Source organism: Microbacterium fluminis, from assembly GCF_051549805.1.
Lineage (GTDB): Bacteria > Actinomycetota > Actinomycetes > Actinomycetales > Microbacteriaceae > Microbacterium.
Map to the genome: position 1 here is coordinate 932,134 of NZ_CP196042.1, position 13,566 is coordinate 945,699.

13 protein-coding genes are annotated in these 13,566 nt (G+C 72.3%); 1 reads left to right on the forward strand and 12 read right to left on the reverse strand.

From position 1 onward, the window contains the following. Positions 1-9 precede the first annotated feature (9 nt). Positions 10-1,407 carry an FGGY-family carbohydrate kinase gene (locus ACSJDX_RS04500; protein ID WP_438354379.1) on the reverse strand — a complete coding sequence of 466 codons (1,398 nt, stop codon included), beginning with the start codon at positions 1,405-1,407 and terminating at the stop codon, positions 10-12. A 103-nt stretch (positions 1,408-1,510) separates the two neighbouring features. Here ACSJDX_RS04500 and ACSJDX_RS04505 point away from each other — a divergent pair, with 103 nt between their 5' ends. Continuing rightward, the gene (locus ACSJDX_RS04505) at positions 1,511-2,707 is read left to right on the forward strand and encodes an HAD-IA family hydrolase (protein ID WP_438354380.1); all 1,197 of its coding nucleotides are present in this window, start codon (positions 1,511-1,513) and stop codon (positions 2,705-2,707) included. Between the two features lie 90 nt (positions 2,708-2,797). Here ACSJDX_RS04505 and ACSJDX_RS04510 read toward each other — a convergent pair whose 3' ends face one another. From ACSJDX_RS04510 to ACSJDX_RS04560, 11 genes are all read right to left on the reverse strand, one after another. Beyond that, on the reverse strand, positions 2,798-3,772 hold the full coding sequence (locus tag ACSJDX_RS04510; protein WP_438354381.1) for a 1-phosphofructokinase family hexose kinase: 975 nt from the start codon (positions 3,770-3,772) through the stop codon (positions 2,798-2,800). Then, positions 3,769-4,596, reverse strand: a complete 828-nt coding sequence (locus ACSJDX_RS04515) for a class II fructose-bisphosphate aldolase (RefSeq protein ID WP_438354382.1) — start codon at positions 4,594-4,596, stop codon at positions 3,769-3,771. Before ACSJDX_RS04515 ends, ACSJDX_RS04510 begins: the two co-directional genes overlap by 4 nt. Continuing rightward, a complete protein-coding gene (locus tag ACSJDX_RS04520; protein ID WP_438354383.1) occupies positions 4,596-5,324 on the reverse strand; it encodes an SDR family oxidoreductase in 729 nt (242 codons plus the stop codon). The genes ACSJDX_RS04515 and ACSJDX_RS04520 overlap by 1 nt, the downstream gene beginning before the upstream one ends. Next, the gene (locus ACSJDX_RS04525; protein ID WP_438354384.1) at positions 5,321-6,091 is read right to left on the reverse strand and encodes a class II aldolase/adducin family protein; all 771 of its coding nucleotides are present in this window, start codon (positions 6,089-6,091) and stop codon (positions 5,321-5,323) included. The genes ACSJDX_RS04520 and ACSJDX_RS04525 overlap by 4 nt, the downstream gene beginning before the upstream one ends. Next, positions 6,091-6,858 (reverse strand): SDR family oxidoreductase, encoded by a 768-nt coding sequence (locus ACSJDX_RS04530; protein WP_438354385.1) that lies wholly within the window; start codon positions 6,856-6,858, stop codon positions 6,091-6,093. The genes ACSJDX_RS04525 and ACSJDX_RS04530 overlap by 1 nt, the downstream gene beginning before the upstream one ends. 162 nt (positions 6,859-7,020) lie before the next feature. After that, positions 7,021-8,007, reverse strand: coding sequence for an ABC transporter substrate-binding protein (locus ACSJDX_RS04535; protein ID WP_438354386.1), 987 nt, complete (start codon positions 8,005-8,007; stop codon positions 7,021-7,023). Positions 8,008-8,074: 67 nt separating this feature from the next. Continuing rightward, a complete protein-coding gene (locus ACSJDX_RS04540; RefSeq protein ID WP_438354387.1) occupies positions 8,075-9,157 on the reverse strand; it encodes an ABC transporter permease in 1,083 nt (360 codons plus the stop codon). Next, a complete protein-coding gene (locus tag ACSJDX_RS04545) occupies positions 9,154-9,999 on the reverse strand; it encodes an ATP-binding cassette domain-containing protein (protein ID WP_438354388.1) in 846 nt (281 codons plus the stop codon). The genes ACSJDX_RS04540 and ACSJDX_RS04545 overlap by 4 nt, the downstream gene beginning before the upstream one ends. A gap of 1 nt (position 10,000) precedes the next feature. Continuing rightward, positions 10,001-11,413, reverse strand: coding sequence for an FGGY-family carbohydrate kinase (locus ACSJDX_RS04550; RefSeq protein ID WP_438354389.1), 1,413 nt, complete (start codon positions 11,411-11,413; stop codon positions 10,001-10,003). Further along, positions 11,410-12,456: a class I mannose-6-phosphate isomerase gene (locus ACSJDX_RS04555; protein ID WP_438354390.1), complete on the reverse strand. Its 1,047-nt coding sequence runs from the start codon at positions 12,454-12,456 to the stop codon at positions 11,410-11,412. Before ACSJDX_RS04555 ends, ACSJDX_RS04550 begins: the two co-directional genes overlap by 4 nt. Beyond that, the gene (locus tag ACSJDX_RS04560) at positions 12,453-13,505 is read right to left on the reverse strand and encodes a LacI family DNA-binding transcriptional regulator (protein WP_438354391.1); all 1,053 of its coding nucleotides are present in this window, start codon (positions 13,503-13,505) and stop codon (positions 12,453-12,455) included. Before ACSJDX_RS04560 ends, ACSJDX_RS04555 begins: the two co-directional genes overlap by 4 nt. Positions 13,506-13,566 lie beyond the last annotated feature (61 nt).

Here is a 13,566-nt window from a genome sequence, read left to right on the forward strand (position 1 = left end):
ACTCGAGGTCTAGACGGCGGATCGCTGCAGCAGCCGCGCGGCGACGCGAGCGGCGCCGAACGCGGTGTCCTGCTCGCGGGTGGAGGCGGTGAGGTTCGGGAGCACCTGGGCGCGGGCGCGGACGACCGAGGCCATTCCCGCCCAGCCGCCGGTGAGGGTGGCGTGCGTGGCGGGCGGCACCTCGCGGTCCATCACGGCGATGAGGTGGGCGATCTCGTCGTTCGAGTGCCGTAGCGTCGCCCCGAAGATCTCGGCGGGGGTGGCGCCGTCGGCGTGCAGGGTGAGGCGCAGCACGCCGTCGTCGTTGCGCGCACCGCTCACCTCGATGGCACCTGCGGGGAGGGCGCCGTCGAACGGCAGGGCCATGACCTCGGCGTCGAGCGCGTCGCGTCCCGCGCGATCGGAGATGCCCGCGGCGTGCAGGGCGCGGCGCAGGAGCAGCCCGGTCTTCACCCCGGCGACGAGCACGTGCTTGCCGGGCACGATGTGCGCGACCTCGTTGATGAGCGCGTCGGCCAGGCGCTGCCGCGCCTCGAACCCGAGGGGCGCGTCGAGCACGCGCAGCAGCACCTCGGCGGTGCCGAGCGAGACGTGGTAGCCGTCGGGGTCTAGCGTGCCACCGGCCTCGGCCGCGACGAGGTGGTCGTGACCGGCGACGGTGAGCTCGGCATCCGCGAGTCGCGTGCCGAACCGGCCGTCGATGCGGCCCCACGACTGCCCGCCGCCGCGCAGCTCGGGGAGGATCTCGGTGGTCACTCCGAGCGCGTCGAGCATGGCGGGCCACGCGGCCTCGGCGTCCTGATCGAGCAGTCCGGTGCGCGAGGTGAGCGAGAACTCCACGGCGACGTCGCCGCCGAGGGATGCCGCGACGAACTCGGGCAGGTTGAGCCAGCGGGCTCCGGTGAGGTCGAGGCCGCCGTCGCGCAGGTAGGCGAGCTTGGCGACCGTCACCTGGGCGCCGAGCGGAAGTCCGGTGCGGCCGGCGAACTCGCTCCGCACGTCGTCGGGGAACGCGGCGATCTGCTCCAGCCCGCGCGGGTCGAACCACGCGAAGCCCGGGGCGATCGCACGCCCCTCGGCGTCGATCAGCATGCCCGTCTCGCCCATGCCCGCGATGCCCACGGCGGAGATCGGCGCGTCGGTGACGGGGGCGAGCGCAGCATCCGTCTTCTGGATCAGCTCCGCGATCGAGGTCAGCAGCGCATCGGCGTCGAGCTCGGTGGTGCCGCCCTCCCCCACCCGCCACGGGGTCGGCACCTGCTCGCTCGCGACCTCGGCGCCGTCGGGGTCGACGACGAGCATCTTCAGCCCGGTGCTGCCCAGGTCGATGCCGGCGACGAGCGTCGTGACGTCGGATGCGGCAGGGGCGGCGGGGTCGGCGAACCGCTCGCGTGCGTCGTCGGCCACGGGGCTCCTCTCTGAGATGCGTTTCGGAGCGAGTCCCGGAAAATCAACCATGACACCGGTGACTTGCTACGACTATGGTGGGGGTATGAGCGCCGCATGTCAAATGTCCGATCCCGCCGTGATCGTCGTGGCGGGTGTCGCGGGCACCGGCAAGTCCACGCTCGGTCGCGCGCTGGCGACGAGGCTGCGGATGCCTCTGCTCGACCTCGATGCGGTCACCAACCCCCTGCTCGACGCGCTGCCCGCGTCGGTGTTCGACGGGCACTGGCTGTCGTCGCCGCTCGCCGGTGCCGTGCGGTCGGGGAGGTACGCGGCGCTGCGAGCCGTCGCCGCCGACGCGGTGGCCACCGCGGGCGGCGCGGTGCTCGTGGCGCCCTTCACCGCCGAACTGCGCGGAGGCGCCGAGTGGGGTGCGCTCGTGGCCGCGGTCGCGCCCGTACCGGTGCGGGTGGTGCACCTGACGGGCGACGCCGGACTGCTCGCGGCGCGTCGCGGGCTGCGCGGCGAGGAGCGCGACGCGCACCGCCCCGAGGTGGAGCCGCTGCCGCCGGCGGTGCCGGTGATCCCGATCGACGCCGAGCTGACCACGACCCAGCAGCTGCTGCGGCTGCTGCCCGCGCTGGGGGTGCGGACGGAGGTGGATGCCTCGGCCCCGCTGTTCGCCCGCGACTTCGACGCCGTGCTGTTCGACCTCGACGGCACGCTCATCGACTCGACGGCGTCGGTCAACCGTTCGTGGCGCCGCTTCGCCGAGCACTACGCCGTGTCGGCCGAGGCGCTGCACGCCAATCACGGGCAGCCCGCGCGCGTGCTGATCTCGAAGCTGCTGCCGTCCGAACTGCACGAGGAGGGGCTCGCGCGCGTGACGTCATTGGAGGTCGACGACGCCGTCGACCTCGAGCCGATCCGCGGGGCGCACGACTTCTTCCAGTCGGTGCCGGCGGGCCGTCGCGCGATCGTCACGTCGGGCTCGGTGCCGATCGCGACCGCGCGGCTCGCCTCAGCCGGTTTCGCTCAGCCCGACGTGTTCGTCACGGCCGACGACGTTACGCGCGGCAAGCCCGACCCCGAGCCGTTCCTCACCGCGGCCGCCCGCCTCGGCGTCGACCCTGCGCGCTGCCTCGTGGTCGAGGACGCCGTGGCCGGCATCGCCGCGGCCCGCGCCGCCGGCTGCGCCGTCCTCGCGATCACCGGCACGGTCGAGGCATCCGCTCTCCCCGGCGACGTCGTGGTCGACGGCCTCGACCGGATCGCGCTGGAGGTGGACGGCGGGGTGCTGCGCCTCCGCGCGGTGGTCTGAGCCTCGACCCCCTCGTTCCGGGGTCGCGACACGCGGCGAGGACACTGCACGCACCGCGTGTTGCGACACCCGAATCGGGTAAACGTACGGCTACGGCGACGCCGGCTCGGAGAGCGGGGTCGCGAGGTCGGGGGCGCGGGTCACCACGGCCTCGGGCATCCCATCGAGTGAGGGCAGAAGAGTGGATGCCTGGGCGACGGCGTGCGCGCCCCAGGAGGCGGCGGCGGATGCTGCGGCCACGAGCGCATCCGCATCGTCGAGCGCTCCCGACCCGAGACCCACGAGGAACCCGGCGAGCGAGGCATCCCCCGCCCCCGCGGTGTTCGCCAGCCGCACGGCGCGGGCCGACGCGTGCACGGCGAACGACGCGGTGACGACCAGCACGCCGTCGGCGCCGAGGCTGGCGTAGACGGCCTCGATGCCGCCCGCGATCACGGAACGCGCGGCCTCGACCACGTCACCCAGGGTCCGCAGCGCGCGGCCGGTGAGCTCGGCGAGCTCGTCGGCGTTGGGCTTGATGAGGCGCACGCCGTCGGGGTGGGCGGCGACCCGGGCGAGCACCGCGCCGCTGCCGTCGACGGCGATCCGCACCCCGCGGTCACGGGCTCCCGCGAGCAGGGCCGAGAGGTCGGCGAGGCCGTCCCCGACGACCGGCACGGTGCCCGACACCACGAGCCAGTCCGCACCGTCGAGCTCGGCGAGCGTCGCCTGCACGACGGCATCCCACGTCTCCGCCGTGACGGGAAGGGTCGGGGCGTTAACCTTCGTGGTCGCGCCGGCGTCGTCGATGATCGACGTGTTCACGCGCGTCGCGCCGGGCACCGTCACCGGTCGCAGCAGCGCCGCGTGCGGGGAGCGGTGCGCGAAGTCGAGGTCGTCGGCGCCGATCACCACGACCGCCGCCGTGGGCACGCCCGCGAGCGCGAGGCCGGCCGAGACGTTCACGCCCTTGCCGCTCATCTCGCGCTCGTACGACGAGGCGCGGGTGAACGCGCCCGGGCGCACCGACGCCACCCGGTACGTGGCATCCACCGCGCCCGCCGCGGTCAGCGTCACGATCGTCATAGACGCCCTCCGACGACCACCCCGAGCAGCCGCTCGATCTCCAGAGCCACCGCCTCGCGCGCCGGCGCGACGTACTTGCGCGGGTCGACGACGTCGGGGTGGGCCTCCAGCTGGGCCCGCACCACGGCGGTGAACACCACGTTGAGGTGCGTGCCGATGTTGATCTTGCGCATCCCGGCGCGCACGGCGCCGTCGATGCCGGCATCCGACACCCCGCTCGACCCGTGCAGCACGAGGGGCACCGGCACCGCCGAGGCCAGTCGCCCGATCAGCTCGACGTCCAGAGCCGCGTCGCGCGACAGCATCGCGTGCTCGCTGCCCACCGCGACCGCGAGCGCGTCCACGCCGGTCGCCGCGACGAAGGCCACCGCATCGTCGACGTCGGTGCGCACGCCGGGCACGTGCGCACCCTTGCCGCCCACTTCGCCGAGTTCCGCCTCGACCCAGGCGCCCGCACGATGGGCGCGCGCCGCCACTGCGGCCGTCCGCACGACGTTCTCGGCGTCGGGCAGGTGCGCGGCGTCGAACATCACCGACGGCACGCCGAGGGCCAGCGCCTCGTCGACGAGCGCCTCGTCGGTCGCGTGGTCGAGGTGCACGAGGATCGGGGCGGACGAGGCATCCGCCAGTCGCAGCGCTGCGGTCGCCGCGGGCGCCATGCCGCCGTGGAAGGCGACGGCGTTCTGCGACAGCTGCAGGATCGCCCCCGTTCCGGCCCGCTCCGCGCCGGCGACGATCGCCTCGGCGACCTCGAGCTGGATGAAGTTGAACGCCCCGACCGCGCGGTGACCCGCCAGCAGCGACGGCATGTCGACGAGCGGCATCAGATGGGCTGTCCGGTCGGCAGCAGCACGAGGTCGCGCACGACCACGTGCGACGGGCGGGTGAGCATGAACACGATCGCGTCGGCGACGTCGGACGAGCGGATGCCGGTGCCCTCGGCGATGCGCGCCGCCTCCTCCGGCGATCCGTGCTCGAAGCCCCACAGCGGGTTGAGCACGACGCCCGGGGCGATCGCCCCCACCCGCACGCCGGTCTCGGCGACTTGCCGCCGCACGGTGTGCACGAACGACTGCACGGCGTGCTTGCTGGCCGAGTAGACCGGCTCCCACTCGATGTCCTGATGCCCCGACACCGAGCTGGTCACCAGTACGTCGCCGGACCCCTGTGCGATGAGCACCGGCAGCGCCGCGCGCACGAGGGTCATCACGCCGGTCACGTTGGTCGCGACCAGCGCGGCGATGTCGGCGGCGGATGCCTCGACCAGGTCGCCGCCGACGTAGATCCCCGCGTTCGGCAGCACGATGTCGAGCCGGCCGTGCGCCTCGAGCGCCTCGTCGACGAGCCGCTGGGCGGTCCCGGCGTCCGACACGTCGGCGCGGATCGTCGTGATGAGGTCGGGAGCCGTCGCGGCCAGCGCCGCCAACGCGTCGGCGGAGCGGGCCACCGCGACCACGCGGCATCCCTCAGCCACCAGCGCCTGCGCGGTCGCCAAGCCTATCCCCGAGCTCGCGCCCGTCAGCAGCGCGACCTTTCCGTCGAGCGTGGTCATCGTGCGTCTCCCTCTGCGGCGGCGAGCAGTGCGCGCCGGTACTTCTCGTCGGGCCGCGAGTCGATGCGCGCGACCTCCTCGGCGGGCATGAACTCCACGCCGCCCACGGCCTGAGCGCCGATGATCGCCTTGGCGCACTTCTGCGCCATCGCGGTCGCGCCGAGCACCTGCCCGGGCGTCGCGCCGAGCGCGAACATGCCGTGATTGCGCAGATAGATCACGCGCGGGATGCCGTGCTCGGCGATGTGCGCACGCAGCAGCGTGCGCGCTTCTCGCGCGAGCCGGATGCCCGGGTCGATGTAGGGCACGAGCAGCGGCCGCGCGCCCAGCACCACGATCTGGTCGGGGAACAGGGCGCCGTCCACGAGCAGCTCGGCCGAGCGCGAGCACAGGATCGCGTTCACCGAGGTGGGGTGGCTGTGGGCGATCACCGCCGCGTCGGTCTCGGCGTAGATCACCACGTGCAGCAGCGCCTCCACCGACGGGCGGCGTCCCTCGACCTCGGCGATCGCGGAGAAGAACGCGTCGACCTCGGCGTCGCCCGCATCGGGGTCGGAGATCAGGGCGAGCGCAGCATCCAGCTCCACCCGCACGAAGTCGGCGTCGGTCGCCTCGCCGAGCACGGCGCCGCTGGCCTTCACCCGCATCGCACCGCCTTCGCGCACGGAGGTGTTGCCCTCGCCGAGCAGCGCGGCCTCCATCGCGGGCGCGCCGAGACGGCGGCTGAGGTCGACGAGCGGGTCGAGCGCAGGATCGAGAATGACCATCAGATCGCGGTGTAGCCGCCGTCGATCACCAGGGTCTGGCCGGTGAGGTACGACGAGGAGTCGGAGGCGAGCAGCAGCACGAGACCGTCGAGGTCTTCGGGCTCGCCCATGCGGCCGGCGGGGATGCGTGCGATCCAGTCGGCGGCGAGGTCGGGGTTCGCCTCGGTGAACTGCCGGGTCATGTCCGAGAGGAAGTACCCCGGCGCGATCGCGTTCACCCGGATCGCCGGTGCCCACTCGACGGCGAGCGAGGTCGCCAGGTGCGCCACGGCGGCCTTCGACGCGTTGTACGACGCCTGGTTCTGCGGGACGTTCACGATGAAGCCCGACATCGACGACACGAGGATCGCCGAGCCGCTGCGGCCCGCGGCGATCAGCGGACGGGCGAAGCTCTGCGTGGCGTAGAACGTGCCGCTGAGGTTGATGTCGATCACGCGCGACCACGCGGCGGGGTCGACGTCCGCGGCGTCGCCCCAGGTGGTGATGCCGGCGGCGGTGATGAGGATGTCCGCGGTGCCGAGCTTCGTGCGCACCTGGGCGAACGCGGCCTCGACCGAGGTCGCGTCGGTGACGTCGACGGTCGCGGAGGCAGTGGCCACCCCGGTCTCCTCCGCGAGGCGGGCAGCGGATGCCTCGACCTCCGGCAGCAGATCAAGGAGAGCGACCTTCGCGCCCTGGCGGGCGAGTGCGGAGGCGAGCGAGTAGCCGAGGCCGCGCGCGCCGCCGGTGACGACGGCGGTGCGACCGGCCAGGTCGGGGAAGTTCATGGGGGCTCCTGAGAGGAAGGCGGGGGATGCTGTCGGTCGCGACGACGCCTCGACGGGCTCAGCGACCGGCGCTTCCCGGTCTCTGGGCCTGTCGAAGGGTCGGGCGTGGTGGCCGGCGGGCACCCGGTGTGGGTGCCCGCCGGCGGTCTCATTCAGTGCGGGTTAGTTGCACTTGGATTGGTAGACGGCGGTGGCGCCGGTGGTGTCGATGTTGTCCTTGGTGAGGATGGTGAACCCGGTCTGGATCTGCGCTTCGGTCGCCTTGCCGGTGAGCGCGTTGATGGCCTGGGTGACACCGTCGGTGCCGATGGTGGCCGGTTCCTGGGCGACGAGGGCCTGCACGGTGCCGTCCTTGAGGGCCTTCACCTGCGCGGGACCGGCGTCGAACCCGACGACGGTGACCCCGGTCTTCCCGGCCTGCTTGATCCCGGTCGCGGTGCCTTCGGCGGCGAACAGGTTCGCGGCGAAGATGCCCACGATGTCGGGGTCCTTCTGCAGTGCCGCGGTGACGATCTCCGCCGCGGTGGCCGGCTCGTTGTGCGAGTACTGGATCCCGAGGGAGGAGAACTTCGAGTCTTTCGCGACGGCCTCCTCGAACCCGGCCGCGCGGGCGTCACTGGTGGAGATGCCCGGGTCGATGGAGACGACGAGGACCTTCCCGCCCTCCGGGTGTGCGGCCTTGATCGCGTCGAACGCGGCCGCCCCGCCGCCCTTGTTGTCGGAGGAGATCTGCGAGACCGCCATCGACGGGTCCGTCAGGGTGGTGTCCACCAGGACCACCTTGATCCCGGCCGCCGCCGCGGCCGCGATCGGCGCCTGCATCGCCGCGACATCGGTCGGGGCGATCAGCAGCGCGTCCGGCTTGGACGCGACGACCGCGTCCACGATCGGCTTCTGCAGCGTCGGGTCGAACTTCTCCGGACCCTGCGTGGTCACCGTCGCCCCAGCCGCCTTCGCCGCCGACTCGATCCCACACTGCATCGAGATATAGAACTCATCCCCCGCCACACCCTGCACGAACGCGATCTTGTACCCACCGCTGCCGCCGGAGGCGGAGCCGCCCGCCGAACCGCCCGAGCACGCAGCGAGCATGAACACAGCCGACACGCCGACGGCCGCGGCCCCCAGCGCCTTCTTGTTCCACTTCATTGTGATTACCGTTTCTCTTGATGAATTGATGGTTGGACTGATTGATTCATCGGGTCGTCGCGGGCCGTCACCCGCGGCGACCCCCACTGACGAACTTGCGCCAGAGGCCTTGGGAGTTGCCGCGCATGGCGGCCGAGCGCCGCACCTGGTCGACGTACACGGCGGTGATCAGCACGGCGCCGACGGCGACCTGCTGCCAGAACGGCTGCACGCCGGTGATCACGAACCCGTTCTGCAGCACCGCGGGAATGAAGAGGCCCACGACGGTGCCGAAGATCGTTCCCACGCCGCCGAACAGCGACGTGCCGCCGATCACGACCGCGGCGATCACGTTCAGGTTCGTCTGCGACTGACCGGCGATCGCGGTCGTGGAGAACTGCGAGAGGGACAGGATGCCGGCGACACCCGCCAGCGCACCCGACACCGTGTACACGGCGATGAGGTGACGGTCGACCTTGACGCCGACGCGACGCGCGGCGATCTCGCTCGACCCGACCGCGAAGGTGTGCAGCCCGAAGCGGGTGTAGTGCAGCACCACTCCACCGATCACGACGATCACGAGGGCGATCACGGAGATCGTCGGGAGAGAGCCGAAGACGTTGCCGTAGCCGATCGAGGTGGTGAGCACGAGCGGCACCTCGCGGATGTCGACGCCGCCGGTGAGGATCTGCGAGAAGCCGAGCGCCATGCCCAGCGAGCCGAGCGTCACGATGAGCGGCGGAATCTTGCCCTTGGCGATCAGGAAGCCGTTGAACAGACCCCACGCGATGCCCGACAGGATCGCCACCACGATGCCGACGGTCGCGACACCCCAGCCCTCGCCGCCGAGCGCCCGCATGGTCATCGCCGACACGACGCCCGAGAAGACGAGCACCGATCCGATCGACAGGTCGATGCCGGAGGTGATGATGATGTACGTCATGCCGACCGCGAGCACCGCGAGGATCGAGGCGTTCTGGATGATCAGGCGGAAGTTCGACCACTGCGCGAACGTGTCGGGTGCCAGCGCGCTGAAGACGATGATGATGGCGATCAGCACGAGCAGGATCTGGAAGGCCTGAGCCCGCAGCAGACCGCGGAAGAAGCCCTGCTTCGGCTCGTCGAACGTGCCGATCGCGACCGTCTCGGTCGCCGGCTTGGTCGCGCTCATCGCTGCGTCTCCTCGGGGGTCTGGTCCGTGCTCTGGGTCTCGATCAGGTCGCCCGCCGCAGTGAGGTCCGCCGGCGGCGTGGCGTCGGCGTTGCGGGTGACGGCGCCGGTCATGAGGCCGACGAGTTCTTCCATCGAGGTGTCTTTGGCGTTGACGTTCGCGACGCGGGTGCCGAGGCGGAGGACCTGGATGCGGTCGGACACTTCGATGACGTGGGGCATGGAGTGAGAGATGAACACCACCGCGATGCCCTTGTCGGACACCCGCCGGATGGTGTCCAGGACGTTCTTGGTCTGCCGGACGCCGAGCGCGGCGGTGGGTTCGTCGAGGAACACCACCCGGGACGCCCAGTGCACGGCACGGGCGATCGCGATCGCCTGCCGCTGCCCGCCCGACATCTCCCCGACCGGGGAGGTGAGGGAACGCACCGTGGCGCCGAGGTCGTCGAACGCGGCCCGGGACGCTTTGGCCATGTCCTTGGTCTTCATGAACCCGAACGCACCGGCGATGCCCGGGCGGCGGATCTCCCGACCCAGGTACATGTTCTGCACCGGGTCCAGGTGCGGGGCCAGGGCAAGATCCTGATAGACGGTCTCGATGCCGAGCGCGCTGACGGCGGAGGGGGTGGACATGTCCACCTCCTCCCCGTCGAACAGGATCGTGCCACTGTCCACGGCCAGGTTTCCGGAGAGGGCCTTCACCAGGGTCGACTTCCCCGCCCCGTTATCCCCGATCAACGCGGTCACCTCACCCGGATAGACCTCGAAGTCCACCTCGTTGAGCGCCCGCACATGACCGAACTGACGCGACAACCCCCGCGCCTGCAGCACTGGAACAGCCATTTCAGTTCCTCTCCTTCGTGGGTGCGGCGGAGCCGGAGTGGCCCGCCAGGAATGCGGCCGCGACGGCCTCGAACGTGTCGGATGTCGTCGGGCGCACGGCGTACGCCGCGAACAGCGCCGCGCCGTAGGCGGTGCCCTCGTCGTGGGTCGACACCGTCACGGCGGGGAGCACGAGCTCCCGCGCGCGGACGACGCTCGCCATGCCCGCCCAGCCGCCGGTGAGCAGCGTCGAGGTGGGGGCCGCGACCTCGCGGTCCATGATCGTCATGAGCTCGGCGCACACGTCGTTGCCGTGCAGCAGGGTCGCCGTGAACAGCTCGGCGGGCGAGAGCCCGTCGCTGTCGGCGGTGATCTTCAGCACGCCGTCGTCGTTGCGTGCGCCGTCGACCGAGATGCCGCCGTGGGCGAGCGCACCGCTCGTCGGCGTCGCCATGACCCGGGCGTCCAGCGCGGCCCGCCCCGCCTCGTCGCCGATGCCGAGCAGCTGCAGCACGCGCCGCATGAGCAGACCCGACTTCGTGCCGGCCAGCAGCACGCGCTTCCCGGGCAGCACGTGGCGGACGGTGTTGATGCCCGCGAGGGCCAGGCGCTCCCGCGCCGCGAACGGCAGCGGGCCGTCGAGCACGCGCACGAGCGCCTCGGCCGTGCCCATCGAGTCGTAGATCTGGCCGCTGTCGGTCGCGCCCGCCGCGACGGCCGACACGAGGTGGTCATGGCCGGCGACGGTCAGCACCGCGCCGCGGAACCCCTCCGGCATCCGCTCGTCCGTGATCTCGCCGACGCCCGTTCCGGCGCTCACGCGCTCCGCGAGCACCGCGTCGTCGGTGCCGAGCACGGCGAGCGCGGCATCCCACGGGCTGCTGTCGTCCTGGTCGATGAGCCCCGTGCGCGAGACCAGCGAATACTCGGCCACGCGCGGGCCGCCCAGGGCGCGCACGATCGACTCGGGCACGTTGAGGAAGGTCTTGCCCGCGAGGTCGATGCCGCTGTCGCGCAGGTGCAGCAGCTTGGAGATGGATGCCAGGGGCCCCACCGGCAGCCCGGTGCGGCCGGGGAACTCGGCGCGGAACTCCTCGGGCGTCGCCGCGATCTGCGCCGCACCGCGCGGGTCGAACCACGCCATCACCGGCGCCGCGGGGCGGTCGGCGGCATCGAGGAGCGCCCCGGCCTCGGCCATGCCCGAGATGCCCAGCGCGCGGATGCGGTAGCCCGCAGCCAGGGCCCGATCGGCTTCGGCTGCGAGCTCGCGGACGACGTCGACGGCGCGATCGAGGGGCATCTCGGCCCGGCCGCCCTCGAGGTTGGTCCACGGCGAGCGCCGGCTGACGACCAGCACCTCGGCGCCCTCGAGGGTGGCGACGAGCAGCTTGATGCTCGTCGACCCCATGTCCAGGCCCGCGACGTAGTCGGTCATCGCACTCCGCCGTCTCGCAGGGTCTGCGGCCAGCCCGTGCCGGGCTCGCCCAGGAGCACGGCCGCGTCGCCCTCGACGCGCCAGTCGCCGAAACCGTGCGGCACGGCGAGCACCTGTCCGCGCGCGACGTCGATGCGGCCGTCGACGCCGACCAGCGCGCCCTCGCCGTCGGTCACGAGCACGACGCCGAACCCCGCCGGGCGGGTGTCGGTCGAGGTGCCGCCGGCCGCGGCATCCGTCAGCCGGAAGTACGGGTCGGCGACGGCGGGCAGCAGCGAGCGGAAGGCGGAGCCCGCGGGACGCGTGCCGGCGTCGCTCACGAGCGTCGCCAGTTCGGCCTCGGTCAGGTGCGCGGTCGAGACGGCGGGCATGACGGCGTCGAAGCCCAGGTCGAGGTGCGACTCCTCGCGGGTCGAGGTCGTCACCGACCACTCCAGCAGGATCGAGAAGTCGGTGGGCTCCTGCACCTCGGCGACGAAGATGCCGCCGTCGATCGCATGCGCCGTGCCGGCCGGCACCAGCACGCCCATGCCTTCGCGGGCCACGAGACGGTTCATGTGGGCGAGCATCCACTCGCTGTCCTGCGCATCGCGACGGCGGTCGAGCTCGTCGCGATCGATCTCCTGGTTCCAGCCGACGTAGAAGGCGCAGTCGGGCTCGGTCTCGAGCACGTACCAGGCCTCGGTCTTGCCGTACGGGCAGTCGAGGTGACGGGCGGCGAAGCCGCGCTCGGGGTGCACGTGGACGGGGAGGCGCTGGCGCGCGTCGAGGAGCTTGACGAGGATGCCGACGTCGGAGGCATCCCGGCCCTCACCCGGTCCGATCCACCCGGCGGTGTCGGCGGCGACGAGGTCGCGCAGGAACGCGCCGTCGGCGGTCACCGCGAGCCCCGTGACCGGGTCGCCGAACCGCGAGACCGTGGCGGCGAGCCACTCCTCGGGCTGGCGGTCGGTCTGCGGGACGATGCCGCGCAGCGCCGCGATGCGGTCGCCGCCGCGGTAGAAGTGCTGCACCGGGTTGGGCGGGAGGACGACGGGGATCATGCGGGTACTCCGGTTTCGCGGGGGGCGAGCTCGCCCGAGCCCCGCTCGATGAGACGGGTGGGGACGACGATGTGCGCGGCGGCGGCGTCGGGGTCATCGACGAGCTCGAGCAGGCGGCGGAAGGTGGCCTCGCCGATGAGCACCGGATCCTGGTCGACGCACGAGATGCCGGGGTCGATGGCGCCGGCGAGCTCGAAATCGCCGAACGAGATCAGCGCCGGCATGTCGAACTCACCGGCACGGATGCCTCGGATCGTCGCGATCGCGGCGGGGCTCGACGCGCACAACAGCGCCGTCGGGGCGTCGGCGCGGTCGAGCAGGCTCTTCGCGGCGGTGGCGCCGCTCTCGCGGGTGCGCTCGTGCTCGGTGACGAGGCTGGAGTCGAACGGGATGCCCGCCTCGTCGAGGGCGGCGCGGAAGCCCGCGAACCGCGCGGCCACGGTGGGGTACGGGGTGACCTCGCCGATGAATCCGATGCGGCGGTGGCCGCGCGCGATGAACGCCCGGGTCGCGTCGCGCGTGGCCCCGAAGTCGTCGACCACGATCGAGTCGATGCCCTCGCGCGAGCGGTCGACGCACACGACGGGGAAGCGACGGCGCAGTGCGGCGAGCTCGACGGAGGAGACTCCGACCGGAGCGACGATGAGTCCCCGGAGACGGTGCCCCGAGAGCCGGGCGATCTGCTCGCGCTCGCGGGCGGCGTCGAAGCCGGTGCTGGCGAACAGCACGCTGAGGCCGCGGGCGAGCGCCAGCTCCTCGATCACGGCGACGATGGCCGCGACGAAGGGGTCGGCGATCGCGTCGATCACGATGCCGATCGTGTCGGCGTCGCCCTTCTTCAGCGCACGGGCGCGGAGGTCGGGCACGAACCCTAGCTCGCTCACCGCCCGCTCGACGCGGGCGCGGGTGTCGGGGAGCACGCCGGGCTCGTCGTTGACGACGCGCGACACGGTCTTGATGCTGACCCCGGCGAGGGCGGCGACGTCGGTGATGCGCGCGTGCGACCGCGGGGCGGTCTCTCCGCCGGTCGTCTGACCGTTCTGCGTCATCGCGTCCTCGACATCGTTGTCATCGTTGTATTTCCGGGACTCCCCGGATCGGTGGGATCGA

Bases quoted from the DNA above. Each gene is read 5' to 3' on its own strand.
- ACSJDX_RS04505 (WP_438354380.1), top strand. From the start codon at position 1,511: ATGTCCGATCCCGCCGTGATCGTCGTGGCGGGTGTCGCGGGCACCGGC.
- ACSJDX_RS04510 (WP_438354381.1), bottom strand. From the start codon at position 3,772: ATGACGATCGTGACGCTGACCGCGGCGGGCGCGGTGGATGCCACGTAC.
- ACSJDX_RS04515 (WP_438354382.1), bottom strand. From the start codon at position 4,596: ATGCCGCTCGTCGACATGCCGTCGCTGCTGGCGGGTCACCGCGCGGTC.
- ACSJDX_RS04520 (WP_438354383.1), bottom strand. From the start codon at position 5,324: ATGACCACGCTCGACGGAAAGGTCGCGCTGCTGACGGGCGCGAGCTCG.
- ACSJDX_RS04525 (WP_438354384.1), bottom strand. From the start codon at position 6,091: ATGGTCATTCTCGATCCTGCGCTCGACCCGCTCGTCGACCTCAGCCGC.
- ACSJDX_RS04530 (WP_438354385.1), bottom strand. From the start codon at position 6,858: ATGAACTTCCCCGACCTGGCCGGTCGCACCGCCGTCGTCACCGGCGGC.
- ACSJDX_RS04535 (WP_438354386.1), bottom strand. From the start codon at position 8,007: ATGAAGTGGAACAAGAAGGCGCTGGGGGCCGCGGCCGTCGGCGTGTCG.
- ACSJDX_RS04540 (WP_438354387.1), bottom strand. From the start codon at position 9,157: ATGAGCGCGACCAAGCCGGCGACCGAGACGGTCGCGATCGGCACGTTC.
- ACSJDX_RS04545 (WP_438354388.1), bottom strand. From the start codon at position 9,999: ATGGCTGTTCCAGTGCTGCAGGCGCGGGGGTTGTCGCGTCAGTTCGGT.
- ACSJDX_RS04550 (WP_438354389.1), bottom strand. From the start codon at position 11,413: ATGACCGACTACGTCGCGGGCCTGGACATGGGGTCGACGAGCATCAAG.
- ACSJDX_RS04555 (WP_438354390.1), bottom strand. From the start codon at position 12,456: ATGATCCCCGTCGTCCTCCCGCCCAACCCGGTGCAGCACTTCTACCGC.
- ACSJDX_RS04560 (WP_438354391.1), bottom strand. From the start codon at position 13,505: ATGACGCAGAACGGTCAGACGACCGGCGGAGAGACCGCCCCGCGGTCG.